The sequence below is a fragment of the Kineococcus halophytocola genome (assembly GCF_041276425.1).
GTDB classification, from domain to species: Bacteria; Actinomycetota; Actinomycetes; order Actinomycetales; family Kineococcaceae; genus Kineococcus; species Kineococcus halophytocola.
Map to the genome: position 1 here is coordinate 147791 of NZ_JBGFTU010000008.1, position 24550 is coordinate 172340.

Here is a 24550-nt window from a genome sequence, read left to right on the forward strand (position 1 = left end):
CGCTGAGCTTCCGGCGGCCGACACCAGGAGTTCACAGACTCCGCACAGGCTGGGGGGCACCCCGACCGAGAGGTGCACTCCCGTGCGAGAGCCCGTCCGTCCCCCCGCCCGCCCCTCCACCAGTCCCCGGCGTCGCGCCGTGGCGCTCGGCGCCGGTGTCCTCCTGGGCGCCGGCGCCCTGACCCAGGCCTCCAGCTCCGCGGCCCCCGAGGCCACCGCGTCCCCCGCCCCCACCGACCGCCCCGCCTACGTCGGCGCCGTCGAGGTCGTCCGCGACGCGGGGGCCACCACCCGTTCCTCCGGGGAGCAGGTGCTGCGCGGCAAGGTGTTCGAGGACGCCGACCGCGACGGCCGCAGCTCCGGGGACTCCGGCGTCGAGGGCGTCTCGGTCTCCAACGGCCGCGAGGTCGTCGTCACCGACGCCGACGGGAACTACGAACTGCCCGTCCGCGACGGCATGACCGCCTTCGTCACCCAGCCCGCCGGCTGGCAGGTCCCCGTCGACACCGACGGCGTCGCGCAGTTCTCCTACCACCACCTGCCCGCCGGTTCCCCGGACCTGCGCTTCGGCGGGCTGGAACCGACCGGCCCGCTGCCCTCGGCGGTGAACTTCCCCATCGTGCGCGGCGGCGAGGCCGCCCAGGACGACGCCACCCGCTGCGCGGTCCTGGCCGACGTCCAGACCTACAGCGGCCGCGAACTCGGGTTCGCCCGCGACGGGCTGCTCGCCGACCTGCTGCAGGAGAAGGACGTCGCCGAGTGCGGTGCCCTCATGCTCGGTGACGTGGCCGGTGACGACCTCGGCCTGTACCCGCGCATCAAGGAGGTCCTCGGGGCCTCCGGGCTGCCGCTGCGGTTCGTCCCCGGCAACCACGACCTCGACCTCGACGCCACCGACGCCGCCCACTCCTTCGACACGTTCAAGCGCGAACTCGGGCCGACGACGTACAGCTACGACGTGGCCGACATCCACTACGTCGTCCTGAACAACGTCAAGTACCCGTGCACGCCGGAGGACGACGCCGACGGGACGCGCCCGCACTGCGCCGACCCGGAGAACTCCCCGACCTACTCCGGGCAGCTCGGCGACGACCAGGTGCAGTGGCTGGCCAACGACCTCGCCACCGTGCCGCAGGACAAGCTCGTCGTCCTCGCCTCGCACATCCCGATGGTCTCCTTCGCCGACCAGACCTCCACCAAGCACCAGACGAAGGAGGTCCGCGAGGTCTACGAGCTGCTCGAGGGCCGCCCGGCGCTGTCGGTCTCCGGTCACACCCACTCCACCGAGCGCATGAACACCGGTGACAGCTACGCCGGCTGGAAGACCGCCGTCGGGGTCGACGCCCTGCCCTTCCCGCACGTCGTCGCGGGTGCGCCCAGCGGTGACTGGTACTCCGGCGACCTCGGCGTCGACGGCCGTCCGATGGCGCTGCAGCGCGACGGCGCCCGTCCGGGGTACCTGGTCCTCGACGTGGAGGGGTCGGAGTACGTCGACAGCTTCCGCGCGATCGGCGAGCCCGTCGAGAAGCAGATGGCCGTCTCGCTGAACTCCCCGCGCTGGCGGGACTGGTACACGACGATCACCGAGTGGGCCGCCACCCGCGAGGGCTGGGAGCAGGCGCCCCCGGTCAACGTCAACGACCTGGGCGACCCCGGTCTGGTGACGACGGCCGACGTCGCCGCCGACACGTTCCTCACGACGAACGTCTGGTACGGCTCGACCGACACCGAGGTCTCCGTCGCGATCGACGGCGGGCAGGCCCAGGCCGCGACCCGCACCCAGCAGGCCACGGGGGAGGCGGCGAAGACCGGTGCGCTGTACGCCGACCCGGCCGCCGCGACCCGTCAGCTCCAGGTCGCCCGCTTCGGGTTCGCCTCGACCTCCGGTGACGAGGCGGCCCAGGGGTTCGAGCTGTACGCGGGCAGCGACTACGGCCCCGGCCCCGCCCAGCCCGGCAACAACGTCGCCGACCGCGCGACCCACCTCTGGCAGTTCCGCCTCCCCAGCGGGCTGTCCGAGGGCGTGCACCGCGCCGACGTGACCGCCACCGACTCCTTCGGCCGCCAGTCCACCGAGACGTACGTGTTCGAGGTGCGGGCCGAGCTGCCGCAGCAGGGGTTCCGCTCGGACGTGTTCGCGCAGGACTGACCCTCAGCTCGCCCTCCGGGGGTTGGCCCTCGTTGCCTCCCCGGGGCCGGTCATCGGCCCCGGGGAGGCAATGGGGGCACCCCTGTCACCGCGGGCGGGGAGGCTCACTTCGCCTCCGACCACCGCCGCACCACCGCCACGTCGGCGACGAACCGCACCCCCGACCCCGACGCCCACCGCGTCGCCGTCTGCTGCAGCGCGACCCGCAGCAGCTCGGCGGCGCGGTGGGCGTCGGGTCCGGGCACGTGCAGCAGCAGTTCGTCGTGCAGGCACAGCACGATCCGCCCGCCCGTCCCGGCCAGCCCGGCCCGCACCGTCGCGGCCCAGGCCTTGAACAGTTCCGCCGCCGCGCCCTGGACGACGGCGTTGCGGGCGAACCGGCCGCGGGCGGCGGTGGCGGCGCCGGGGTCGGCGGGGGCGAGGTCGGAGATCCGCACCAGCCGGCCGCCGTAGGTCCGCACGTCGCGGCCCTGGCGGCCGGCCTCCTCGGCGGCCCGCAGGTACGCCAGGGCCCGCGGGTAGGCACGTTCCATGCGCCGCAACGCCTCCCCGGCCGCGCCGGACGTCTGCCCGTACATGGCCGCGAGGACGGCGACCTTCGCGGTGGGCCGGTCCGCGCCGAGCGCGGCGGCGACGGGGGCGTAGAGATCCTCCTCACGGGTCGCGGCGACGAGGCCGGGGTCGCCGGAGACGGCCGCGAGGACGCGGGGTTCGACCTGGCCGAGGTCGGCGCGGACGAGGACGTGCCCGGGCTCGGCGGCCACCGCGGGCCGCAGCTCCGCGGGCAGGTTGTGCAACCCCGCCTGGGCCGTCATCCGGCCCGCGGCGGCGTCGGCCGCCGACCAGGCCCCGCGCAACCTCCCGTCGGCACCGACGTGCTCGTTGAGCCAGGGGTACCCGTACGTCGTGGCGAGGCGTTCGGCCTTGCGCCACACCAGGAGCGCGGCGACGGCGGGGTGCGCCTCGCGCAGCCGTTCCAGCCGGTGCGCGCGGGTGTCGGGCAGGTCGAACCCCAGCCCGCGCAGCGCGGTGAGGACGTGGGCGGGGTTGCGCAGGTCGACGCTCGCACCGCCCGGTCCGAGGTGGCGGCGCACGAGGTCGTCGCGGGCCGTGCGGGCCAGGCGTTCGGCGGCCTCGTCGGCCGGACGCGGCCCGACGGCGGCGCCCACGATCGCCTCCGCCGTCGACCGGTCCAGCGGCAACCCCGTGCGGGACAGCTCGACCGCGAGCGCCGCGGCCGCGGACTCGGCGTACCCCGTCTGCACGGGCAGGGGCGGCCCCGCGGGTTCGGCCCGCCGGTCGGGCAGGGCGGCCAGGCGGGCGGTCTGCGCGGCGGCGACGTCGAGGGCCAGGGCCGCCCACCGGCCGGCGCGCTCGAGGCGTTCGGCCGGGTCGGGGTCGTCGGTGTCGAACACGCGGCCGTCGGCCCACGCCGGGGCCAGCGTCCCGTCGGCCAGCACCGGCGTGCCCGCGTCCGCGGCGCCGTCGAGGTCCAGCAGCCCGGTGCCGTGGGCGGCGGCCGGCCGGCGCGAGGGCGGGGGCGGGGCGGGCAGTCCCCGCGCGGCGGCCCACACCGCGCCCGGGTCCTCGCGGGTCCCGCCGTCGAGGACACGGTGCACGGCGGCGAGGTCGTGGCAGCGGGCGAGCTGGACCGGTCCGGCCGGTCCGGCCGGTCCGGCCGGTCCGAGCGCGGACGCGGCCGACCACCACGTCCAGCGCGGGGTGAACTCGGCCTCCAGCGCGGTCAGCAGCGCCGCCGGGTCCGCGGTCGGCACGCCCCAGGACCGTCCGGGGACGGCCAGCCCGAGGCCGCCGGGCACGACGGCCAGGCCGAGGCGGGGCACGCCGCCCAGCGCCCGGAGCCGGTCGGTGACGTGCACCGGCCCAGTCTGGCCCAGGGCCCGGGCACCACCGCCCGGGCACCGCCGCGTCGCCGCCGGGTGGGCGTTGCGCCGAACGGGCGACGTTCGTCCACACTGGCCGTCCGGCGGTCGAGACCTCCAGTGGCAGAGCGGTGCACCAGGCCGTCGGGACGACGAACCAGGGAGCACGGACCGATGACCGCGGTGATGCGTCGGACGGGTGTGGGGGTCCGCCTCGCGGTGGCCTTCGGGTGGTGCTGGTCCTGCTGGGCCTGACGGGCGCGGCGGCCCTGCACGGCGGACGCGCGCAGACCCGGTCCGCGGAGCACGCCGCCGACCTGGCCGTCCTGACGGCCTACGTCGCGGAGCAGAAGTACTACGACGCCAACGTCTCCGGCTGGCAGGCCGCCTACGCGTGGGACACCTACCGCCTCGGGGCGGCCGCGGCGGTGGCGCCCGAGGCGAGGAACCGGGCCCGGTTCCTCGCCGACAAGGCCGAGCTCCTCGCCGCCCCCGACGCGGCGCCGGTCGAGCTCATGACGGACGGGGAGAAGGCCGTCAACGCGGAGATCACCGGGAAGTGGGCGGACTACTTCGCCTCCGACGACCGCGCCGTCGCGCAGTACGGCGCCGGGGACCTGGCCGGTGCGGAGAACACCATCCAGCAGGAGAGCTGGGCCGTCTACGCCGACATCCTCGCCCGGACCCAGGAGCTCACCGACTCGGTGGGGCAGCGGGCCGCCGAGGTCCGGGCCGAGGGCCTGGCCGCCGCCACCCGCAGCCGGACCCTCGTCCTGGCCGCCGTGGCCACCGCCGTCGCCCTCGCCGTCCTGCTGCTGGTGGCCCTGACCCGCAGCATCGTCGTGCCGTTGCGCCGCACCGTCTCCGACCTCGGTCGCGTCGCCGACGGCGACCTCACGGTCCAGCCGGTCGTCGACGGCCGCGACGAGTTCCGGCAGATGGCGCAGGCGCTGGCCGCCGCGGTGGACTCCACCCGGCGCACCGTGGCCGGGGTGGTCGAGCAGGCCCGGGCCGTGGCCGGTCAGGCCGACGACCTCTCCACCCGCGCGGCCTCGCTGTCGGCCGCGAACGCCCGCACGGGCGAGGAGACCGAACGCGCCGCCGCCTCGGCCGGGTCGGTCTCCGGGGAGGTCGCCACCCTGGCCGCCGGGGCGGAGGAACTGGGGGCCTCCATCGCCGAGATCTCCTCGGGCATGACCTCCTCGGCGTCGGTGGCCCGCGAGGCCGTCGAGGTGGCCGAGGCCACCCGCACCGCCGTCGCCGGGCTGGGCGAGGCCACCCGCGACATCGCCACGGTCGTCAAGACGATCACGTCCATCGCCGAGCAGACCAACCTGCTGGCCCTGAACGCGACCATCGAGGCCGCCCGGGCCGGGGAGGCGGGTCGCGGGTTCGCCGTGGTCGCCGGTGAGGTCAAGGAGCTGGCGCAGGAGACCGGGGCCGCGACCGAGGACATCGCCGGGAAGGTCGCGGCGATCCAGCGCGGCAGCGGGGAGGCGGCCGCCGCCATCGCCCGCATCGCCGAGGTCATCGGGCGCATCGACGACTACCAGGCCTCCATCTCCGCGGCCGTCGAGGAGCAGACCGTGACCACCGCCGACCTGGCGCGGACCGTGGCCGGGGCGGCCGCCGGGGCCGGGGACATCTCGACGATGCTCGCCGACGTCGCCGCCTCCGGTGCCGAGGACCGGGTGAGCCTGGAGGTCGTCACGGGTTCGGTGGAGTCGTTGCGCCACAGCGCGTCCCGGCTGCAGGAGACGGTCGGCGCCTTCCGGCTCTGAACGGCGTCCGGGCCGCGGCGCCGGTGGGGTTCCGGCGCGCCCGGGGTCGGTGGCAGAGTGCCGCCATGCGTGCGGCCACCGGTGACCACGACCCCGGCTCGACGTGGGCGGAGGTCGACGAGTACCTCGTCCAGACGGTGCTGCCGGAGGACGAGGTGCTCGAACTCGTCGTCGACGAGAACCAGGCCGCCGGCCTGCCGCCGATCGACGTCTCCCCGTTGCAGGGGGCGCTGCTGTCGATGCTCGTGCGGATGACCGGGGCCCGCCGGGTCCTGGAACTGGGGACCCTGGGCGGGTTCAGCACGATCCACCTGGCGCGGGCCCTGCCCCCGGGTGGGCGGGTCGTGACGTGCGAGCACGAACCCCGCCACGCCGAGGTCGCCCGCCGCAACCTCGACCGGGCGGGGTTCACCGACGTCGTGGACGTGCGCGTCGGCGCCGCCCTCGACACGCTGCCGCAGATCGAGGCGGAGGGGGGTGAGCCGTTCGACCTGGTCTTCATCGACGCGGACAAGCCGAACAACCCGCGCTACCTGGAGTGGGCCCTGCGGTTGACGCGGCCGGGCAGCCTCATCGTGGGGGACAACGTCGTGCGGGGCGGCCGGGTCGTCGAGGAGGGCGCCACCGACCCCACCACCACGGGGACCCGCGACTTCCTCACCGCGCTGGGGGAGGACCCGCGCCTGGAGGTCACCGCGCTGCAGACCGTCGGTTCCAAGGGCTGGGACGGTTTCGCCCTCGCCCTCGTGCGCTGACGTCGGGGCTCAGGAGGGCGACAGCCCCGGCGCGATCTCCGCGAGGTGGGCCGCGACGGCCGCCTCGAGGCGCTCCGAGGGGGCGATCGCGAAGAACTCCTCGTCGAGCCGGTCCCACAGGGCCTCGTCGGCGGCGGACAGCTCCTCGTACCCGGTGGGCCGGAACCGCAGGAACTCGGCACGCGCCCGCAGGACGAGGTCCGCGACGTCGTCCAGGCCGAGCCGGCGCAGGCCCGCGGCCGCGTCGTCGACGGAGTCCAGGCGTCGGCTGAAGAAGAGGTTCTCCACGCCCCCGCCCACCAGCCCGCCGTTCTCGGCGATGCCGTGCAGGGCCAGCACCGCCCCCAGGGACCGCAGCCCCGGGGTGGCGGTACCGTCGGCGAGCTCGTACGCCGTGATCGCCGGGACGTTCAGCGCGTCGAGCAGCGGGGTGCGCATGCTGGCTTCAGTCGCCCTCGGAGTACCCGTGCAGGTCGAGCTCGGTGCCGTGCACCTGGACGTCGCGCCCGTCCGGGTCGGTGACGTGCAGGACGCGGCCGTCGATCCGCGCGGGGAAACCCGCCTCCTGCAGCCGCGCGGCGACGGTCTCCAGCGGTTCGGTCGTGGCGAACGCCAGGTCGGTCGTGCCCGCCTCGTGCGGTGTCGCGGCGGTCCCGGTGTCGTGCAGGCCGACCTCGCCGCCGCCGGCCGCCTCCAGGCTGACCCAGGACCCCTCCGGCGAGCTCGACGTGCTCGTCAGGCCGAGGGCGACGAGGAAGCGGCGCATGGCGGCGACGTCGCCGGTGAAGCGGACGGGAGTGACCTTCACGGGTTCCACCTTCGGTCGGGGCGTGCTGCCGGTGTCGGACGATCATGCCCGGCCCGGCCCCGGAGCGCCCGTCGCGCCGAGGGCCCCGCCCGGGGTTAGCGTGCCCGCGACCGCGAAACACCACCCACCCCGGGAGGACCACGTGCCCGTGTCCGCGAGCGGAACCATCGACCTCGGCGGCAAGACCGTCCACCGGCTCGGTTACGGAGCCATGCGCATCACCGGTGAGGGCGTCTGGGGCCCGCCGAAGGACCACGACGAGGCCGTGCGCGTCCTGCGCCGCGCCGTCGAGCTGGGCGTCACGTTCATCGACACCGCCGACTCCTACGGCCCGTTCGTCTCCGAGGACCTCATCCGCGAGGCCCTGCACGACGCGGGCGGGAAGGGGACCGGGTACGGCGACGTCGTCGTCGCCACCAAGGGCGGGCTGACCCGGCACGGCCCGGACGTGTGGCCGCCGCTGGGCCGCCCGGAGTACCTGCGCCAGTGCATCCTCATGTCCCTGCGCCGCCTCGGCGTGGAGCGCATCGACCTGTGGCAGTTGCACCGCATCGACGCGAAGACCCCGCGGGAGGAGCAGTTCGGCGTCGTCAAGGAGTTCGTCGACGAGGGCCTGGCGCTGCAGGTCGGCCTGTCCGAGGTCGACGTCGACGACGTCAAGGAGGCGCAGGCGGCCGGGCTGAGCATCGCCTCGGTGCAGAACCGCTACAACCTCGGCGACCGGCGGGCCGAGGACCTGCTGACGTACTGCGAGGAGCAGGGCATCGCCTTCATCCCGTGGGCTCCCGTCGACGCCGGCAGCCTGGCCCGCCCCGGCGGGCCGCTCGACGAGATCGCCAAGGGCCACGACGCGTCGACGTCGCAGCTCGCCCTCGCCTGGCTGCTGCGCCGCTCACCCGTCATCGTGCCCATCCCGGGCACCTCGACCGTCGCGCACCTGGAGGAGAACCTCGCCGCGGCCGACGTCGAGCTCAGCGACGAGGAGTTCTCCACCCTGGAGGCCGCGGGCCGCTGACCCGTCCCCGCACCCCGGCGCGGGGCTCGGCGACGTTCAGGCGTCCAGGAGCCCCGCGTCGTGGGCCACGATCGCGACCTGCACGCGGTTGTGGGCCTCCAGCTTGGTGAGCAGCCGCGAGACGTGGGTCTTCACGGTCGCCTCGCTCATGAACAGCTCCTTGCCGATCTCGGCGTTCGACAACCCCCGCCCGACCGCGCCGAGCACCTCGCGCTCGCGGTCGGTCAGCAGCCGCAGCCGTTCGGCGGCCTCCCGCCGGCGCGGGTTCACGGTGTCGGCGGCGTAGTGCCCGACGAGCCGGCGGGTCACGGTGGGCGAGAGCATCGCCTCCCCGGCGGCGACGACGCGGACGGCCGCGACCAGTTCGCGCGGCGGGGTGTCCTTGAGCAGGAACCCCGTGGCCCCGGCCTGCAGCGCCTGGAACACGTACTCGTCGAGGTCGAACGTCGTCAGCATGACCACGCTGGGCGCCTGCGGGCGCTCGCTGATGGCCTTGGCCGCGGTGAGCCCGTCCATGACCGGCATCCGCACGTCCATGAGGACGATGTCGGGCCGGTGCGCGGCGACCCCCTCGAGCGCCTGGGCCCCGTTCTCGGCCTCCCCGACGACCTCGACGTCCTCGGCGCTGGACAGGATCATCCGCAGCCCGGCGCGCACCAGGGCGTCGTCGTCCACCAGCAGGACCCTCGTCGGCCTGCCCTGCTGCTCGTCCACGTTCACGTCGGCGTCCGCCTCCACCTCAGCCGTTCCCCTCGCCCGCACCGGACCCGGCCGGGGCGCGCACGATCCTCGCATCCGGCGGGGTCCACGCGGCGGAGGCACCGGTGCGGGGCCGGCCGTCGGGAGCCGGCCACGGCAACCGCGCCCGCACCGCGAAACCCCCGCCCGGTTCGGGACCGGACGTGATCGTGCCGTCGGCCAGGCCCACGCGCTCGGACAGCCCGACCAGCCCCGACCCCGCGCCGGGCAGCCCCGCCGAGGCCCCGTGGGGGCGGGCGTTCACGACCGAGACGAGCATCTCCAGCCCGGTCCGGCCCGAGACGGTGACGACCGTCCGCGCCGACGGGGCGTGCTTGTGCACGTTCGTCAGCGCCTCCTGCACGACCCGGTAGACCGTCCGCCCGAGTTCGGCGGGGACGTCGGCGTGGACGGGCACGTCGGTCCGGAACTCCGCGGCGACCCCGGCCTCGCGCGTGGACTCCACGAGCCGGCGCACGTCGACGAGCGTCGGCTGGGGGGTGAGCTCGGCGGCCGTGGTCGCCGCCGACCCGGTGCCCGGTGCCCGCAGCACCCCGAGCACGCGGCGCAGGTCCTCCAGCGCCGTCCGGGCCGTCTCGCGGATCGTCGCCGCGGTCGCCTCGACCTGCTCGGCGCCCACGTCCGGGCGGACCTCCAGGCCCCCCGCGTGCAGCGCGACGAGGGAGATCCGGTGGGCCAGGACGTCGTGCATCTCCCGGGCGATGCGGGTCCGCTCGGCCAGCCGGGCCTGCTCGGCCCGCAGGGCCTGCTCGTGCTCGGCCCGTTCGGCGCGTTCGCGCAGGGACGTCACGAGGTCGCGGCGGGCCCCGACGAACGCCCCGACGAACACGCACAGCGAGACCCCCACGACGGCGACGGTCAGGGCCCAGGCCGGCCCGTCCGTGGTCGTGCGCAGCGAGGCCAGCGTGATGACGACCCCGGCCACCCCCGCGAGCAGGACGAGCAGGCGGTCGCGCCGGCGCACGGCGAGGGTGAGGAGGGCGAAGTGCAGCGCCCCGTCGAAGGCGATCGTCCCGGCCACGGCCAGGGACAGCACGCACACCAGGACGGGGTGCCCGCGCCGCCACCACAGGGCCAGGCAGTTCACCACGACGACGGCGCAGGCGAGCACCTCCGGCCCCCGGGCCCCGGTGATCCACGACAGACCGTCCGCGAACAGCGGGGGGCCACCGGGCTGGGTGTCCACCGGGCCCACGACGACCGCGTGGAACCACGCCACCGCCAGCGCCAGGGCCAGCAGGACGGCGACGACGTCACGGGCCCTCGGGGCGTACCGCCAGCGCGTCACCCACGGGTCGGTGGGCGGAGCGACGGGGTGCGCGAGCTGACTCACCGCCTCAGGGTAGGGAGACGGGTGAGCCTCCGGCGTCCTCCGATCGTCCCTGCGCTCCTCCCGCGTCCGTCGCACCCCGTCACCCCGCGTGCCACCACCGTGTCCGCCCGTCCCAGAGGAACCTCCCGTGAACCCTCCCGAAGCCCGCTCCACCATCGCCTTCCTCGGCCTGGGCCGGATGGGCCGCGTGCTCGCCGGCCACCTGGTCGAGGCCGGCCACCACGTCCGCGTCTGGAACCGCACCCCCGGCCGCGACGGGGACCTCCTGGCCGCCGGGGCCACCTCCGCGAGCTCCCCGGCGCAGGCGCTGGAGGGGGCCGACGTCCTCGTCACCGCCCTGTTCGGCCCGCCCGCCGTCCGCGAGGTCGTCCTCGACGGCCTGTCCCCGGCGGCCGGGACGCTGTGGATCGACGTCACGACGATCTCACCCGCCGACGCCGACGAGCACGCCCGCTGGGCCGCCGAGCGTGGCGTCGACCACGTCCACTCCCCGGTCGTCGGCTCGTTGGGACCGGCCGCCGACCGCTCCCTCGGCGTCCTGGCCGGCGGCCCGGCGGCCGAGCGCGCGGTGCCGTTCGTCTCCCTGTGGGCCGACCCCGACCGGCTGCAGGTGCTGCCCGAGGCGTCCGCCGCCGCGACGGGCAAGCTCGTCGCGAACCTGGCGCTCGCGGTCTCCTTCCAGGGGCTCGTCGAGGCCGTCCGGCTCGGCGCGTCCGGCGGCCTGGACGTCGAGCAGGTGCTGACGACGCTCAAGGGCACCGGCCTGGGGCCCATCGCCGCGATGAAGGGGCAGAACGTGCGCACGGGGCAGTTCGGGGACACCCAGTTCTCCACCGACCTGCTCCTGAAGGACGCCGGTCTGATGGTCGACACCTCCCGCTTCCCGCTGCCCGCGCTGACGGTCGCCGCGCAGGGGCTGCTGGCCGCCCAGCGCGCCGGTCACGGCGACGACGACTTCTCCGTCGTGGCCCGCGACGAACCCCGCTGAGCCCGCAGCGGACCTGCCGCGTGGACGGGGCACCCGCGGAGAGCGGGTAGACTCCTCTCCGCTGGTTCCGGGAACGGGACAGCGCTGGGGCCCCGTTGTGTAGCGGCCCAGCACGCCGCCCTCTCACGGCGGTAGCGCGGGTTCGAATCCCGTCGGGGCTACCGAGGAAGGCCCCCGGCCCACCTGGACCGGGGGCCTTCTCGCGTCCCGGGTCCCTCCGCCGTGCAACTCCGTCCGCCGTGCAACGCACCGGCCGCCCACCGCGTCTGCTGCTCGGAGGTCGCAGGGGGCGGCCCGGGGGAGGGGAGGACGACGTGAGCGAGCACCGGAGGGGAGCCGACCCGGCCGACGACGACCTGGTCCGGGCGCTGCGGCGCGCGGGCTCGGCCGACGTCGGGGTCGACGTGACCGCTCTCGTCGCGGGGGCGCGGGGGCGCGCCCGCACCCTCCGCCGGCGCCGGCAGGGGGTGGCCGGCGTCGTCGCCGTCCTCGCCCTCGGGCTGCCGCTCGGGGTGTCCTGGTGGGGCCAGGACCCGACCGCGGTGCGGCCCGTCACCCCCGCCACGACGCCCCCGGCGACGGCCGTCCCCAACGAGGCCCTGCTGACCACGGGGGACGTCGACGCGGTGGTCCCCGGCCTGGAACTGCTGGGGCAGACCGTCTCCGTGAACTCCGGGTTCTGCCAGGACGACGCCTACGACGGGACGGACACGGTCGTCGACAGCCGCGCGGCGGGCTGGGGCGGCTCGCCCACCGCGCGCCCGGGCCCGGCCGAGGAGGCCTCGCTGCGCGTGCTGCTGTTCCGCGGGTCGGCCGCGCAGGACTGGATGGCCGCCACCGAGCAGGACGCGCAGGACTGCACGACGACGCAGCTGGAGGGGGCGTCCTGGACGTCGGCCCCCGCGGCCGTCGGCGCCGAGCAGGTCGTCGCCGGGTACCGCCCGGCCACCCTGGGCGACGACCCGGCGTGGGAGGCGATCGTCGTGGCGCGCTCGGGCCGGCTCGTCGTGAAGGTGACGACCACGACGTACCAGCCCGACGGGCGGGCCACCCTCGACCAGGCCGCGGCCCTGGCCTCCCGCCAGCTCGACCTCGCCGCCGACCTCGCCGGGGCCGGGGGTGCAGCGCGGTGACGGCGTCCCGGCCCACGACCCGCGTCCCCGAGGGGACGGGGGTCCTCACCTTCGAGGACTTCGTCGCCGCCCGCGGCCCGGCGCTCGTCCGCCTGGCCCGCGGGCTGCTGCGCGACCCGCACGCGGCCGAGGACGTCGTGCAGGACGTGCTGGCCAAGGCCCTGCTGGCGTGGGGTCGGGTGAGCGCGGCCGAGGACCCCGTCGCCTACGTCAACCGCATGGTCGTCAACGCCTCCACCTCCTTCTGGCGCCGCGCCGCCCGGCGCGAACGGCCCACGGGGGACCTGCCCGAGACCGCGGCCGCCGACCGCACCGGCCAGCTCGCCGACCGCGACGAGCTGCTCACCGCGCTGCGCCGGCTGCCGGTGAAGCAGCGCACCGTCCTGGTCCTGCGCCACTTCGAGGACTGCTCCGACGAGCAGATCGCCGACCTGCTCGACGTCACGACGGGGACCGTGCGCAGCAACGCCCACCGCGGGCTCGCGGCGCTGCGCGAGCGCCTGGCACCGCCGCCCCCGAACTGAGGTCAAGTTCCCGGGACCACCTGCCGAAACACGGGGAGGAGCAACGCTTCCAGAACCAGTCACCCGTGGGAGAGCCAGTGTTCGGACGTCACAAGGTCGCCGTCGGCCACACCGCCACGGGGCCGATGCCGCGCGACGTGGAGGCGCTGGAAGGCGTCCTCGCCGCCCTCGACGTGGGCATCACGACCGAGCTGGACGCCCAGCTCGCGTGCGTCCGGGCCCTCGCCCAGGCCCTGGACCTCAGCTACGGCGCGGTCTGGCTGCCCGGCCCCGACGGCCGCTTCCGCATCGCCGCCGAGGTCGGGCCGCTGGCCTCCGCGCTCGCCTCCACCCGCGACGTGGCCGTCGGCGCCGGCGACGGGTGCGGGGGCAAGGCCATCACCTCCCGCGAACCCGTGCAGTGCGACGACTCCGCGGAGGCCATGGCCTGCCAGCGCTGGCGCGACGCCCGCGCCGCCGGCGCCCACAGCGGCGGCCAGCTGCCCGTCGTGGAGGACGGCCGCGTCGTCGCCGTCCAGGAGTACTACTCCCGCAACGAGCTGCCCTTCTTCGGCGGCCGCGCCGAGAAGTGGTCGGCCATCACCCGCGTCGCCGCCCACGCCCGCCGGCGCGCGCTGGACACCGCCGCGCTGCAGGAGACCCTCAACGACCGCGCGGCCGTGACGACCGTCGTGACGAAGGTCGGCGGTGCCCCGAACCAGGACGAGGCCCTGCGCACCGCGCTGGAGACGGTGCGCGAGGCGTTCGGCTGGGCCTACGGGTCCTACTGGGCGCTGGACGAGGAGAGCGCCACCCTGAAGTTCGCCGTCGAGTCCGGCTCGGCGGGGGAGGAGTTCCGCCGCGTCACCCTCGCCGCCAGCTTCGCCGAGGGCGTCGGGCTGTCCGGGCGCGCCTGGCGCCAGCGCGACCTCGTCTACGTCCGCGACCTCGCCGAGATGACCGACTGCGTCCGCGCCCCCGCGGCCCAGCGCGCCGGGGTGAAGTCGGGCGTCTGCTTCCCGGTCACGTCCGAGGGGCGCGTGGTGGGGACGATGGACTTCTTCGCCACCGACGTCATCGAGCTGTCCGAGTCGCGGGCCTCCTCCCTGCGCAACGTGCAGCAGCTCGTCTCCCAGCGCCTGGACGTGCTGCGCCGCAGCGAGCACGACGCCGCGCGCTCGCGGGAACTGCTCGACACGGTCTCGCGCCTGCGGGACGCGGTGAACGACGCCGGCCGCGTCGCGGACGCCGCCGTCGGGCAGGCCTCGACGATGACGGTCGAGGTCGACGCGCTCACGCAGGCCTCGGCCGCGGTCGGGGAGGTCATCAAGATCATCTCCGGGATCGCCGACCAGACGAACCTGCTCGCCCTCAACGCGACCATCGAGGCGGCCCGCGCCGGTGAGCTCGGCCGGGGTTTCGCCGTCGTGGCCAGCGAGGTCAAGGACCTGGCGCGCGAGACCGCCGACGCCACCCAGCGCGTCGCGCAGCAGGTCGCGGGCATCCAGGCGTCGAGCTCGGCCGTCTCCGGCGGCATCAACGAGACCGCCGCGATCATCCGCGAGCTCGACGTCGTGCAGGCGCGGATCTCCGAGGTCATCGACGAGCAGGTCGCGATGGCGACCGCCTCCGAGCGCCCGTTCCCGCGGCGCTGACCCCCGAACCCGCCGCACCGTCGTCCGCCTGAGCGGACGGCGGTGCGGCGGCCCCACCCCCTGCGCACACCGACCGTCGTCCCGACCCCCGGCCGCGACGGGTCAGCGGCGCGTCCTGGTCCGCGAGGGGCGGGCCAGGACCCGCGCCCGGTGCCGCTGGTGCAGGAACTGGGTGATCAGCGCGACGACGACGAGCACGCCGACGGCGCCGACGACGACGGCCACGTACGGGAACGCCACGTCCGTCCCTCCTCCGGTCGGTGGTCGATCGAACTCACGAACTCAGGTCTCCACCGTCGGCAGGGACCGTCCGCGGTCGCAACCCCGCACCGGGCGCCGGCGCGAAGCGTTGCCGGAACGTGATGCGCACGTCCCCGGCCCGCGATCGGAGCCCGTGCGTCGGCACCCCGGTTCTCCTGTCGGATGTCGGACGGGCCGGACGGGGACGGGCCGTGGGCCCCGCCCTTCTCACAGGGTGAGAACGGTGCTGGACCCGGTGCCGCAGGGGTGTGTTGGCTGCGGGACACGGCAAGACCCATTCGTCGAGGAGGACTGGAATGAGTTCGGACGCACGTGTCGCGGTGGTCACCGGAGCGGCTCGCGGGATCGGGCGCGGGATCGCCGAACGCCTCGGGCGCGACGGCCTGCACGTCGTGGTCGCCGACCTGCCCGTCATGAAGAGCGGCGTCGACGAGACGGTGCAGGCCATCGCCGACGCCGGGGGCACCGCCACCGGCGCCGAGGTCGACGTCACCAGCGAGGAGTCGAACGAGCTGCTGGTGCGCGCGGCCGTCGAGGCCGGGGGCCGCCTCGACGTGTTCGTCGCCAACGCCGGGATCGCCCAGGTCCAGGAACTGCTGGAGTACGACACGGCCGACTTCGAGAAGATCTTCGACGTGAACGTCAAGGGCGTGTTCTTCGGGTACCGCGCCGCGGCGAAGCAGTTCATCGCCCAGGGCGGCGGTGGGAAGATCATCGGTGCGGCCTCGATCGTCGCGTTCCGCCCGTTCGCGATGCTCGGGCCGTACTCGGCGACGAAGTGGGCCGTCCGCGGGCTCACCCAGGCCGCCGCGATGGAGTGGGCCGAGCACGGCATCACCGTGAACGCCTACGGTCCCGGCATCGTCGGCACCGCGATGTGGGACCTCATCGACGAGAAGCTCGCCGCCAAGAACGGTCAGCAGAAGGGCGAGGCGCTGGCCGAGAACGCCCGCTCGATCCTGCTGGGGCGGGTCTCGGTCCCCGACGACGTCGCGAAGATGGTGAGTTTCCTCGCCTCCCCGGACTCCGACTACGTCACGGGCCAGACGATGCTCGTCGACGGCGGGATCCAGTTCTCCTGAGCGGCCCGGGGATCAGCCGGTGCGCAGCCACCGGCTGATCCGGTTCGCGCTCTCGCGCAACGCGCTCTCCAGCTCGGCGCCCCGGCGCGGGTCCACCCGGTCGTCCTCGGTGCTGATGGCGACCGCCCCCACCACCGACCCCGCGGGGTCGTGCACGGCGACGGCCGCGCACGCCGCGCCGGGCACGAACTCCTGGCGTTCCCAGGCCACGCCGCGCCGGGACACCTCGGCCAGGTGGGCCTCCAGCGCGGCCCGGTCGGTGATCGTCGTCGGTGTCAGCGCCGGTGTCCCGTGGGCGTCGAGGTACTCGGCGGCGTCCTGCGCGGACATCCCGGCCAGCAGGATCTTGCCGAAGGCCGTGGCGTGCGCGGCTTCGTGGAACCCGAAGTTCATGGGCGTCAGCCGCGGGTGCGCGGGGGAGTCCGCCACGTGCGCGACGACGACGTCGGCCCCCCGGTACACCGCGAAGTAGGCCGCGGCGCACACCGACTCGTGCAGCCGGCAGATCTCCTGGCGCACCGGGGGAGGGACCCCGACCTGCCGGTGCAGGCTCACCCCGCGGCGGTCCAGCTTGTACCCGAGCTCGAACCGCTTGTCCGCCTTGAGGTGGACGAGGTAGTCGCAGTCGACGAGGACCTGCAGCAGCCGGTACGTCGTCGGCAGCGGGAACCCCAGGGCCTGCGACACCTCCCGGGCCGTGGCCCCGCCGCGCTCGGCCACGACCTCCAGCACCGCGAGGGTCTTCTCGACCGTGGCGACCCCGGACTCCCGGCGCCGCCGGCCCACCCGGACCGGGCCGGTGTCCGTCCCTGCGGCGTCGTCGGGCACGCCCGCAGTCTGGCGCACCCGTCCCCGCCCGTCCGCGCCGGGGGCGGGGCCGCGCGGGTTGCCCTACTGGCGGTAGTGCTCGACCTCCTCGACGGGCCGGGCCGTCGCCTCCTGCGGGTCCTGCCCGGCCGCGCGGCGCGCCTGGCGCTGGCGCAGCAGGTCCCAGCACTGGTCGAGCGCCTCCTCGGCGGCCCGCAGCTGCGCGTGCTCCTCCTCGGCGCTCAGCTCGCCCTTCTGCAGGGACTCGCGCAGGCGGTGCTCGGTGGCGACCAGGTCGTCGATCCGCTGACGGATGTCGTGCTCGTCCATGTCCGGATCCTCCCGCGACGCGGGTCGGCCCGCGAGCGCGGCGCGGGTCCGGGTGTCCTGACGCGCCGCGGGCCCGGGACTACTAGCATTCCCGCGTGATCCCCACCGAACAGCAGGTCGACGAGGACGTCGAAGCCGTGCTCGCGGGTTCGCGGGCCGTCGTGGGCATCAGCGTGCGCTCGCTCGCCGAGGCCATGGAATCGCTCACGTTGCAGCAGTACCGCGTGCTCGTGCTCATCCGTTCGCGCGGGCCCCTGCGCAGCGGGGCGCTGGCCGCCGCGATCGGCGTCCACCCCTCCACGTTCACGCGGGCCGTGGACCGGCTCGTCGCGGGCGGGTGGGTGACGCGCGAGGACAACCCGGACACGCGCCGGGAGGTGCTCGTCGCCCCGACCGAGCAGGCCCGCGACCTCGTCGACCAGGTCCTGGCCCGCCGCCGCACGGCGTTCGAGGACGTCCTGGGGCGCATGGACGACGACGGCCGCGCCGCGGTGCGCGAGGGGTTCGCCCGCTTCGCCGAGGCGGCCGGGGACACCGACATGCCCGAGGCGACGACCCTGGGCTACGAGAGCTGACGTTCGCGCAGGTCGATCTCGCGGTGGGCCTTCGTCTGCCGCCGCGTGTGGTGGCGCCGGCACAGCACCTCGTAGGCCACCGTTCCCACGGGGCCGACGTCGAGGGTCCCCTCGGCGCGGGTGAGGTCCCCCACGACGACCTGCTCACCGGCGAGGACCATCTCCCCGTCGACGGTGCGGGCGTTGTGGGTGGCCCGCCGCCCGCACCAGCACAGCGCCTCCACCTGCGGCACCTGGACGCGGTCGGCGAGCTCGATGAAGCGTGCCGACCCGGGGAACAGGCGGGTCCGGAAGTCGGCCGTGATGCCGAACGCGAAGACGTCGACGTCGAGGTCGTCGACGACCCGGGCGAGCTGCTCGACCTGCTCGGGGTCGTAGAACTGCGCCTCGTCGCACACGAGGTAGTCGAGGGGGTCGGCCGCGTGCCGGCGGCTCACCTCGACCCACAGGTCGGTGCCGGCCCCGACCTCCAGGGCGGCCCGGGCCAGGCCGATGCGGCTGGAGATGACGGCCGCCCCGGCGCGGTCGAAGCGGGTGAACAGCAGGCCCCGTCGCCCCTGCACCCGGTGGTTGTGGTCGGTCTGCAGCGCGAGCGTCGACTTCCCGCAGTCCATCGTCCCGGAGAAGAACACCAGTTCAGCCACGGGCGTCGATCATGCCGCACCGCACGGGCCCCCCGGCCTCAGGCGTCGCCGGCGGTGAGGGCCTGCGCCTCGGCGGGGGAGCGCGGGGCCGGGTCGTCGTGCACGAGGACGAGGTGGCGGCGGCCGGCCAGCAGCACGGCCAGGCCGAGCAGCACGCCGAGGGCCCCGAGCGCGAAGGGGGACCAGTCGGTGTAGACCTCCCCGAGCTCCCCGGCGGCCCAGGCGGCGATGGCCCCGCCGATGAACCGCACGAAGGAGTACGCCGCCGAGGCGGTGGACCGCTGGGCGGGGGAGACCTCCATGACGAGTTCGGTGACGATGGTGTTGTTCACCCCCAGGAACACCCCGGCGACGACGGTCCCGGCGACCAGGACGGTCCGGACGTCGACGAACACGGCCTCGACGGCCAGGACGAGGGCGAACAGCGCGAGCATCGTCGCCACGACGGGGACCGACCCGAACCGCCGCTGCAGCCGCGGGGCCAGGACCACCGAGGCGATGGCGAGGCAGACGCCCCAGCCGAAGAACACGAACCCCAGCCCGATCGGGGAGGAGATCCCCAGCGCGAAGGGCGTGTAGGCCAGCAGGGTGAAGAACCCGACGTTGTAGAGGAAGGCCATGGCCGCGACGGTCGCGAGCCCGCGGTGGCGCAGCGCGCGGACGGGGTCGGAGATCCTCGTCGCGACGGCGGGTTTCGGGGTGGCCGGCAGCAGCGTGGCGATCGCGACGAACGCGACGGCCATGAGCACGGCGGTGCCGAAGAACGGTCCGCGCCAGGAGACCTCGCCGAGCAGGCCGCCGACGAGGGGGCCGGTGGCGATGCCGAGGCCGAGCGCGGCCTCGTACAGGATGATCGCGTGGGACATCCCGCCGCTGGCGGCGCCGACGATGGTGGCCAGGGCGGTCGCGATGAACAGCGCGTTGCCCAGGCCCCAGCCGGCGCGGAACCCGACGATCTGCCCGATGGTCGAGGACGACCCGGCCAGGGCGGCGAAGACGACGATGAGGGCGAGCCCGGCCATGAGGGTCTTCTTGGCCCCGAACCGGCTGGAGATCCAGCCGGTGAGCAGCATGGCCAGGCCGGTGATCCCCAGGTAGGACGTGAACAGCAGCAGGGTCTGGGACCTGGTGGCGCCGAGTTCCCCGGCGATGGCGGGCAGGATCGGGTCGACCAGCCCGATGCCCATGAACGAGACGACGGCGGCGAAGGCGACGGCCCACACGGCGATCGGTTGCTTCAGCAGACCGGGGCGTGCCTCCGTCCCGGGGGTCGCGGTGTCCGGGGGGGTGTCAGTCGGCACGGGACGTCCTTCCTGGGGGGAGTTCGGTGGTGATGTCCTCGAGCAGGCCGGTCAGTCGTTCGAGGTCGCCGGGCGCGGCCGGCAGGTGCTGCAGGGCGCGGGCCAGGGGGGCGCGCAGGGCGCGCCGGTCGGCCAGCAGGGCCTGGTGGCCCTCCGCGGTGAGCGTGACGAGGACGGCGCGGGCGTCGGCCGGGTCGGGTCCGCGGGTGACGAACCCGGCTCCGGCCAGCCGGGACAGGAGCCCGGTCATGCTCGGCTGGGCGCAGCCCTCCAGCTCGGCGAGCCGGCTGACCCGCAGCGGTCCGTCGCGGTGCAGGGTGGACAGGACCCGGGTCTGGGTGAGGGACAGCCGGGTGCCGTCGGTGGCGGCGGCCGCCGCGCGGGTCAGGGCCGAGCAGCTGAGGAGCAGCCGTTCGGCCAGGTCCTCATCAAGTTGCATAGGGACACTATATGACGGTGGTCGTGGTGGGGCAACGTGACAGCGGGCACGCAGCGTGGTGAGCTGAGTCCGTGAGTGACGAAGGAGTGGCGGGACCGAGCGAGGAGTCCGACGAGGACCGCCGACGCCGGGTCGACCGCCGGACGACGATCGACCTGACCCGCGCCGAACGCGGCGAGCCCGAGCGCCGGCGCCTGCCCGGCGTCGACCGCCGCGACAACCCCGACTCCCAGGACCGCTGACCCCGCGCGCCCCTCCCGCCGCTGCGCTGGATCGGCCCCCGTTGCCTCCACGGGGCCGGTCATCGACCCCGTGGAGGCAACGGGGACCACCCCGCGCAGCGGCCCGGGCCGGCGCCTCAGGACAGGGCGCTGAACGCCTCCACGTCCCGGATCTGCCCGGAGACGATGATCACGTCGTCGGCCTCCAGCACCGTGTCGGGCGTGGCGTAGGTGAACCCCGCACCGGGGCGGTGGTGGGCCACGACCGTCACCTTGTAGGTGCTGCGCAGCTTCGCCTGACCCAGGCTGCGCCCGACGATGGGGCTCGGCGGCATCGTCTTGACCATCGCGTAGCCGTCGTCGAACTCGATGTAGTCCAGCATCCGCCCCCGGACGAGGTGGGCGACGCGCAGGCCCATCTCGTGCTCGGGGCGGATCACCTTGTGCGCCCCGAGCTGGGTGAGGATCCGGGCGTGGGAGTCGCTGATCGCCTTGGCCCACACGTTGCGGATGCCGAACTGCAGCAGCGTCGAGACGGTGAGGATGCTCGCCTCGAGGTTGGTGCCGATGCCGACGACGGCGCGATCGAACTCGTGCACGGACAGCTGCCGCAACGCCTCCTCCTTGGTGGAGTCGGCGACGACGGCGTGCGTGAGGGACCCGGCGAGCTCGTCGACGAGACCGGGGTCGTTGTCGATGCCCAGGACGTCGACCTGACCGTCCTCCATGAGCTCCAGGGCCAGGCTGCGGCCGAAGCGGCCGAGGCCGATCACGACGACCGACCGGGGACTGGCCAGAGCCGAGCGCTTGCTACCCAATGATCGGCCTTCCTTCGGGGTACTCGTACAGGCGGGTGCGTTCGCGCAGCGCCAGGGCGGCGCCGAGCGTGATCGGCCCGATGCGGCCGAGGAACATGAGCAGGGCCAGGATGACCTGCCCGGACTCCGGCAGCTGCACCAGCAGCCCGGAGCTGAGCCCGACGGTGGCGAAGGCCGAGATGACCTCGAAGACCACCGCGTCCAGCGGGGCCCGGGTCATCTCCACGAGGACGAGCGTGGCCAGCACGATGACGCCCAGGGAGGCCAGCGCCACGGTCAGGGCCTGGCGCACGACGCGGTCGGCCACGGTCCGGTGGAACAGGGTGACGGTCGGTTCGCCGCGGAACTCGGCGTACACGGCGACGGCGAGCAGCGCGAACGTCGTCACCTTGATGCCCCCGGCGGTGGAGGCCGACCCGCCGCCGATGAACATGAGCACGTCCATGACCAGCCACGACCCGCCGTTCATGGCCGAGACGTCGACGGAGTTGAAGCCCGAGCTGCGGGTGGCCGAGGACTGGAACAGGCCCGCCAGGGGACGGGCCCACCAGTCCAGGCCCGCCAGGGTGGCCGGGTTGCGCCACTCGTTGACGGTGAGGAACACGGCCCCGAACAGCAGCAGCGGGACGGTCGTGGCGAGCGTGAGCTTGGTGTGCAGCGACCACCGCTTGGGGAAGCGGAACTGCTTGCGCAGCTCCAGCAGGACGGGGAACCCCAGGCCGCCGGTGACCGAGGCCGCGATCACCGGCAGGCACATCCACGGGTCGGCGACGAAGTCGGTCATGCTGTCCGGCCGCAGCACGAACCCGGCGTTGTTGAAGGAGGAGATGGCCAGGAAGGTGCCCTCCCACGTCGCCTGGCCCGGGCTGCGGTCGTACCCCAGGAGCAGGCGCGAGGTCAGCAGCACCGCCACCACGACCTCGACGACGAGGGAGACCCGCACGACGCCGAGCAGGACCGAGCGCACGTCCCCGAGGTTCAGCCCGCGCGACTCCGTGGCCGTCAGCACCCGCGAGCGCAGCCCGAGCCGCCGGGAGGCGAAGACGCCCAGCAGCGAGGCCGACGTCATGATCCCGAAGCCGCCGATCTGGGCCAGGGCGAGGATGACGACGAGCCCGAACGTCGACCAGTGCGCCCGCGTGTCGACGACGACGTGCCCGGTCACGCACAGGGCGCTGACGGCGGTGAACAGGGCCTCGACGAGGCTGGCCGAGCCGGGGCCGCGGCGGGCGACGGGCAGCCAGAGCAGCGCGGTGCCGAGGGCGACCGCGAGGGCGAAGCCGAGGGCGACGACCTGGGCCGGGTGCCGCAGCACGCGCTGGCGACGACGGGCCGCGGGGGCGTCCACCACCTGCTGCCTCCGCCGTGCCTGGTGCCAGCGCGGGTCCGTCCGCGCACGACGCGGGCGCGCCGACGGCATCAGGCTAACGGTGCCCCGGCGGCCCGGGTGCGTCCGCGCGGAGGGGGATCAGTCCGGTTCGGGGACCTCGAGCAGTTCCAGGAGGTCCTGGCGGCCGAAGAAGCGCGCGGCCTCCAACGCGTCGGGGGAGCCGAGGTGGGGGTCGGCGTCGGCGGCCACCAGGGCGGCCACGACCTCCACCTCGCCCTTGAAGACCGCGCCGGCCAGCGGGGTCTGGCCGCGGCCGTTGGCGCGGTCGGGGTCGGCGCCCCGTTCGAGCAGGGACAGGACCGTCCGCGGGTGCCCGTGGTAGGCGGCCAGCATGAGCAGGGTGTTGCCCTCGCTGTCGGTGGAGTTCACCGGCACGCCCAGGTCCAGGTACCCGCACAGCTCGCGCACCCGGCCGTGGCGGGCGTGCTCGAAGACGCGGTGGGCCAGTTCCAGCGCCCGTTCCTCGCCCTCGTCGGCCGGGCCGGCCGGGACGGCACCCACGGCGGTGTCGGCGCCCGTCGACCCGGTGGAGTGGTCCTCCCGCTTCACGGTCACGGCGTCAGGGTAGGTCCGGGGGCGCGCCGCGTGCACGCTCGTCGCGTGTCCACCGTCAGGGACGCTCCAAGACTGAACTGACAGTCACCATAGCGCCACTCAGCGCAGCCAAGTAGGCGCGCGACACCTCGTACACCGCGTGCCCGGCGTCCGTGATGACGAACGGGTCGTCCTCCTCGTAGGCCAGGACCGCGCGCAGGGCCCCACCCGCCGCCCCGCGCCGGTCCACGAGCGCGGCGCGCACCGACTGCGCCACCCCCGTCGTGTCGACCAGCTCGTCCTCACCCATCCCCAGGACCGTCGCGACCCCGGACAGCAGACCCACGACGTAGGCCAGGTCGGCGTCGCGCGGGGCCAGGCGCGCGCACGCCGCGGCCCGCGCCAGGACCAGCGTCAGCGACTCCGTGTCCACGCTCGTCACCCCGCCCAGGAGCATGAGCACGACCCACGAGCACAACTGCTGCCGGCCCAGCAGCACGATCGCCTGCCGCAGCGACGTCACCCCGGTCTTCGTGCCCGCGGCCGCCGACGACACCGTCTTGAGCACCCGCAGGCTGAGGGCGGGGTCGGAGGCCACGAGCTGCTCGATCTCGTGCAGCGGGGCGTCCTGACCGGTCAGGGCCCGCACCAGCCGCAGGCAGACCAGCTGCGAAGGGGTCAGGCTGACGGCCTCCAGCGTCACGGGCCGCTGCAGCCCGTACCCCTGGAACAGGTCCGCCCCCGCCGCCAGGCACCGGTCGAACAGCTCGTCGTCCTCGATGCGCTCCACGACCACCAGCGCCGTCGGGTTGTGCGCCCGGGCCAGGGCCAGGACGCGGTCGAAGTCGTCGCGGGCCGCCTCGACGTCGATCTTGACGTAGTCGGCCAGGGCCACGGCCGGCAGCCGCGACTCCTCACCGATGAAGTCGTCGACGGCGATGCGGTACCCCTGCGCGCGCAGCCGCCGCAGCCCCGCCAGGACCTCCTCGTCGACGTCGACGTTCTCCAGCAGCTCCAGGACGACCTGCTCGGGTGAGCAGGGGACCGGCAGCGCGCCGGTGAAGAAGCCGCGCGTGAGGTTGATGAACAGCGGGCGCTCACCCGCGATCTGCCCGACCCCGAAGTCGCCGAACGTGGCGCTGATGACCTGCGACGTCGCGTGGTCCTGCTCCGCCCCCTCGGCGAGCTCGGCGCTGGCCCGGCCGTGGTTGCGGAACAGCAGCTCGAAGGCCACGAGACGGCGCTCGCGGTCGTAGATGCCCTGCCGGCCGACGCGGACGGGGGAGACGGAGACCGCCGCGTCGACGGGCAGGGGGTGTTCCGGGGTGCGTCCGTCCACTGCCTCCCCCTCCCCGTCCGTCGTCGCCGCGAGCTCCACACCCGTCT

General features: G+C 74.9%; 26 protein-coding genes and 1 tRNA gene. 12 read left to right on the forward strand and 15 right to left on the reverse strand.

Features of this window, described 5'->3' with window-relative positions; all coding sequences use genetic code 11:
- Positions 1-82: 82 nt before the first annotated feature.
- Positions 83-2149, forward strand: coding sequence for a calcineurin-like phosphoesterase C-terminal domain-containing protein (locus AB2L27_RS08880; RefSeq protein ID WP_370441117.1), 2067 nt, complete (start codon positions 83-85; stop codon positions 2147-2149).
- 104 nt (positions 2150-2253) lie between these two features.
- Here AB2L27_RS08880 and AB2L27_RS08885 read toward each other — a convergent pair whose 3' ends face one another.
- Positions 2254-4029, reverse strand: a complete 1776-nt coding sequence (locus tag AB2L27_RS08885) for a DNA polymerase (protein ID WP_370441118.1) — start codon at positions 4027-4029, stop codon at positions 2254-2256.
- Positions 4030-4265: 236 nt separating this feature from the next.
- Between AB2L27_RS08885 and AB2L27_RS08890 the strand changes: the two genes are divergently transcribed.
- Both AB2L27_RS08890 and AB2L27_RS08895 read left to right on the forward strand, forming a co-directional pair.
- The gene (locus AB2L27_RS08890) at positions 4266-5813 is read left to right on the forward strand and encodes a methyl-accepting chemotaxis protein (RefSeq protein ID WP_370441119.1); all 1548 of its coding nucleotides are present in this window, start codon (positions 4266-4268) and stop codon (positions 5811-5813) included.
- 65 nt (positions 5814-5878) lie between these two features.
- Positions 5879-6568 (forward strand): O-methyltransferase, encoded by a 690-nt coding sequence (locus AB2L27_RS08895; protein WP_370441120.1) that lies wholly within the window; start codon positions 5879-5881, stop codon positions 6566-6568.
- Positions 6569-6577: 9 nt separating this feature from the next.
- On the opposite strand, the gene AB2L27_RS08900 is transcribed toward AB2L27_RS08895, so the two are convergent.
- Together AB2L27_RS08900 and AB2L27_RS08905 are read right to left on the reverse strand one after the other, a co-directional pair.
- Positions 6578-7006 carry a DMP19 family protein gene (locus tag AB2L27_RS08900; RefSeq protein ID WP_370441121.1) on the reverse strand — a complete coding sequence of 143 codons (429 nt, stop codon included), beginning with the start codon at positions 7004-7006 and terminating at the stop codon, positions 6578-6580.
- 7 nt (positions 7007-7013) lie between these two features.
- Positions 7014-7376: a VOC family protein gene (locus tag AB2L27_RS08905; RefSeq protein ID WP_370441122.1), complete on the reverse strand. Its 363-nt coding sequence runs from the start codon at positions 7374-7376 to the stop codon at positions 7014-7016.
- Between the two features lie 142 nt (positions 7377-7518).
- On the opposite strand from AB2L27_RS08905, the gene AB2L27_RS08910 reads away from it, so the two are divergent.
- Positions 7519-8391 (forward strand): aldo/keto reductase, encoded by an 873-nt coding sequence (locus AB2L27_RS08910; RefSeq protein ID WP_370441123.1) that lies wholly within the window; start codon positions 7519-7521, stop codon positions 8389-8391.
- 36 nt (positions 8392-8427) lie between these two features.
- On the opposite strand, the gene AB2L27_RS08915 is transcribed toward AB2L27_RS08910, so the two are convergent.
- The gene (locus AB2L27_RS08915) at positions 8428-9111 is read right to left on the reverse strand and encodes a response regulator (protein ID WP_370441124.1); all 684 of its coding nucleotides are present in this window, start codon (positions 9109-9111) and stop codon (positions 8428-8430) included.
- Between the two features lie 19 nt (positions 9112-9130).
- On the reverse strand, positions 9131-10483 hold the full coding sequence (locus AB2L27_RS08920; protein ID WP_370441125.1) for a sensor histidine kinase: 1353 nt from the start codon (positions 10481-10483) through the stop codon (positions 9131-9133).
- Positions 10484-10610: 127 nt separating this feature from the next.
- Between AB2L27_RS08920 and AB2L27_RS08925 the strand changes: the two genes are divergently transcribed.
- From AB2L27_RS08925 to AB2L27_RS08945, 5 genes are all read left to right on the forward strand, one after another.
- Entirely contained in the window at positions 10611-11471 is an 861-nt protein-coding gene (locus AB2L27_RS08925) for an NAD(P)-dependent oxidoreductase (protein ID WP_370441126.1), read from the forward strand.
- An 88-nt stretch (positions 11472-11559) separates the two neighbouring features.
- Positions 11560-11632, forward strand: a tRNA-Glu gene (locus tag AB2L27_RS08930).
- A gap of 153 nt (positions 11633-11785) precedes the next feature.
- On the forward strand, positions 11786-12604 hold the full coding sequence (locus AB2L27_RS08935) for a hypothetical protein (RefSeq protein ID WP_370441127.1): 819 nt from the start codon (positions 11786-11788) through the stop codon (positions 12602-12604).
- Positions 12601-13128, forward strand: a complete 528-nt coding sequence (locus AB2L27_RS08940; protein WP_370441128.1) for a SigE family RNA polymerase sigma factor — start codon at positions 12601-12603, stop codon at positions 13126-13128. Before AB2L27_RS08935 ends, AB2L27_RS08940 begins: the two co-directional genes overlap by 4 nt.
- A 125-nt stretch (positions 13129-13253) precedes the next feature.
- On the forward strand, positions 13254-14762 hold the full coding sequence (locus AB2L27_RS08945) for a GAF domain-containing protein (RefSeq protein WP_370441167.1): 1509 nt from the start codon (positions 13254-13256) through the stop codon (positions 14760-14762).
- A 102-nt stretch (positions 14763-14864) separates the two neighbouring features.
- Here the strand turns inward: AB2L27_RS08945 and AB2L27_RS08950 are convergent, their stop codons facing one another.
- The gene (locus tag AB2L27_RS08950) at positions 14865-15002 is read right to left on the reverse strand and encodes a hypothetical protein (RefSeq protein WP_370441129.1); all 138 of its coding nucleotides are present in this window, start codon (positions 15000-15002) and stop codon (positions 14865-14867) included.
- A gap of 317 nt (positions 15003-15319) precedes the next feature.
- On the opposite strand from AB2L27_RS08950, the gene AB2L27_RS08955 reads away from it, so the two are divergent.
- Positions 15320-16105 carry an acetoin reductase gene (locus AB2L27_RS08955; RefSeq protein WP_370441130.1) on the forward strand — a complete coding sequence of 262 codons (786 nt, stop codon included), beginning with the start codon at positions 15320-15322 and terminating at the stop codon, positions 16103-16105.
- Positions 16106-16117: 12 nt separating this feature from the next.
- On the opposite strand, the gene AB2L27_RS08960 is transcribed toward AB2L27_RS08955, so the two are convergent.
- Together AB2L27_RS08960 and AB2L27_RS08965 are read right to left on the reverse strand one after the other, a co-directional pair.
- Positions 16118-16933, reverse strand: coding sequence for an IclR family transcriptional regulator (locus AB2L27_RS08960; protein WP_370441131.1), 816 nt, complete (start codon positions 16931-16933; stop codon positions 16118-16120).
- 63 nt (positions 16934-16996) lie between these two features.
- Complete coding sequence (locus tag AB2L27_RS08965; protein ID WP_370441132.1) at positions 16997-17242, reverse strand: DUF2630 family protein; 246 nt, start codon at positions 17240-17242, stop codon at positions 16997-16999.
- 95 nt (positions 17243-17337) lie between these two features.
- Here AB2L27_RS08965 and AB2L27_RS08970 point away from each other — a divergent pair, with 95 nt between their 5' ends.
- Positions 17338-17817, forward strand: coding sequence for a MarR family winged helix-turn-helix transcriptional regulator (locus tag AB2L27_RS08970; protein WP_370441133.1), 480 nt, complete (start codon positions 17338-17340; stop codon positions 17815-17817).
- Here the strand turns inward: AB2L27_RS08970 and AB2L27_RS08975 are convergent.
- The 3 genes from AB2L27_RS08975 to AB2L27_RS08985 are packed head-to-tail and all read right to left on the reverse strand — an operon-like array spanning position 17805 to position 20201.
- Positions 17805-18461 carry a thymidine kinase gene (locus AB2L27_RS08975; RefSeq protein ID WP_370441134.1) on the reverse strand — a complete coding sequence of 219 codons (657 nt, stop codon included), beginning with the start codon at positions 18459-18461 and terminating at the stop codon, positions 17805-17807. The genes AB2L27_RS08970 and AB2L27_RS08975 overlap by 13 nt on opposite strands.
- Before the next feature lie 38 nt (positions 18462-18499).
- Complete coding sequence (locus AB2L27_RS08980; protein WP_370441135.1) at positions 18500-19762, reverse strand: MFS transporter; 1263 nt, start codon at positions 19760-19762, stop codon at positions 18500-18502.
- Positions 19752-20201, reverse strand: a complete 450-nt coding sequence (locus tag AB2L27_RS08985) for a MarR family winged helix-turn-helix transcriptional regulator (protein WP_370441136.1) — start codon at positions 20199-20201, stop codon at positions 19752-19754. Before AB2L27_RS08985 ends, AB2L27_RS08980 begins: the two co-directional genes overlap by 11 nt.
- Before the next feature lie 71 nt (positions 20202-20272).
- Between AB2L27_RS08985 and AB2L27_RS08990 the strand changes: the two genes are divergently transcribed.
- A complete protein-coding gene (locus AB2L27_RS08990; RefSeq protein ID WP_370441137.1) occupies positions 20273-20443 on the forward strand; it encodes a hypothetical protein in 171 nt (56 codons plus the stop codon).
- A gap of 116 nt (positions 20444-20559) precedes the next feature.
- Here AB2L27_RS08990 and AB2L27_RS08995 read toward each other — a convergent pair whose 3' ends face one another.
- The 4 genes from AB2L27_RS08995 to AB2L27_RS09010 all read right to left on the reverse strand — a co-directional run bounded on the left by AB2L27_RS08995 (position 20560) and on the right by AB2L27_RS09010 (position 24503).
- On the reverse strand, positions 20560-21195 hold the full coding sequence (locus AB2L27_RS08995) for a potassium channel family protein (protein WP_370441138.1): 636 nt from the start codon (positions 21193-21195) through the stop codon (positions 20560-20562).
- A gap of 37 nt (positions 21196-21232) precedes the next feature.
- Positions 21233-22588 (reverse strand): TrkH family potassium uptake protein, encoded by a 1356-nt coding sequence (locus AB2L27_RS09000; RefSeq protein ID WP_370441139.1) that lies wholly within the window; start codon positions 22586-22588, stop codon positions 21233-21235.
- A gap of 120 nt (positions 22589-22708) precedes the next feature.
- Positions 22709-23131 (reverse strand): ankyrin repeat domain-containing protein, encoded by a 423-nt coding sequence (locus tag AB2L27_RS09005; RefSeq protein WP_370441168.1) that lies wholly within the window; start codon positions 23129-23131, stop codon positions 22709-22711.
- A 109-nt stretch (positions 23132-23240) separates the two neighbouring features.
- The gene (locus AB2L27_RS09010; RefSeq protein WP_370441140.1) at positions 23241-24503 is read right to left on the reverse strand and encodes an EAL and HDOD domain-containing protein; all 1263 of its coding nucleotides are present in this window, start codon (positions 24501-24503) and stop codon (positions 23241-23243) included.
- Positions 24504-24550: the final 47 nt, after the last annotated feature.

Excerpts from the sequence above, each read along its gene's own strand:
- AB2L27_RS08945 (WP_370441167.1), top strand. The coding sequence starts at position 13,254 with ATGCCGCGCGACGTGGAGGCGCTGGAAGGCGTCCTCGCCGCCCTCGAC.
- AB2L27_RS08895 (WP_370441120.1), top strand. The coding sequence starts at position 5,879 with ATGCGTGCGGCCACCGGTGACCACGACCCCGGCTCGACGTGGGCGGAG.
- AB2L27_RS08900 (WP_370441121.1), bottom strand. The coding sequence starts at position 7,006 with ATGCGCACCCCGCTGCTCGACGCGCTGAACGTCCCGGCGATCACGGCG.
- AB2L27_RS08955 (WP_370441130.1), top strand. The coding sequence starts at position 15,320 with ATGAGTTCGGACGCACGTGTCGCGGTGGTCACCGGAGCGGCTCGCGGG.
- AB2L27_RS08965 (WP_370441132.1), bottom strand. The coding sequence starts at position 17,242 with ATGGACGAGCACGACATCCGTCAGCGGATCGACGACCTGGTCGCCACC.
- AB2L27_RS08985 (WP_370441136.1), bottom strand. The coding sequence starts at position 20,201 with ATGCAACTTGATGAGGACCTGGCCGAACGGCTGCTCCTCAGCTGCTCG.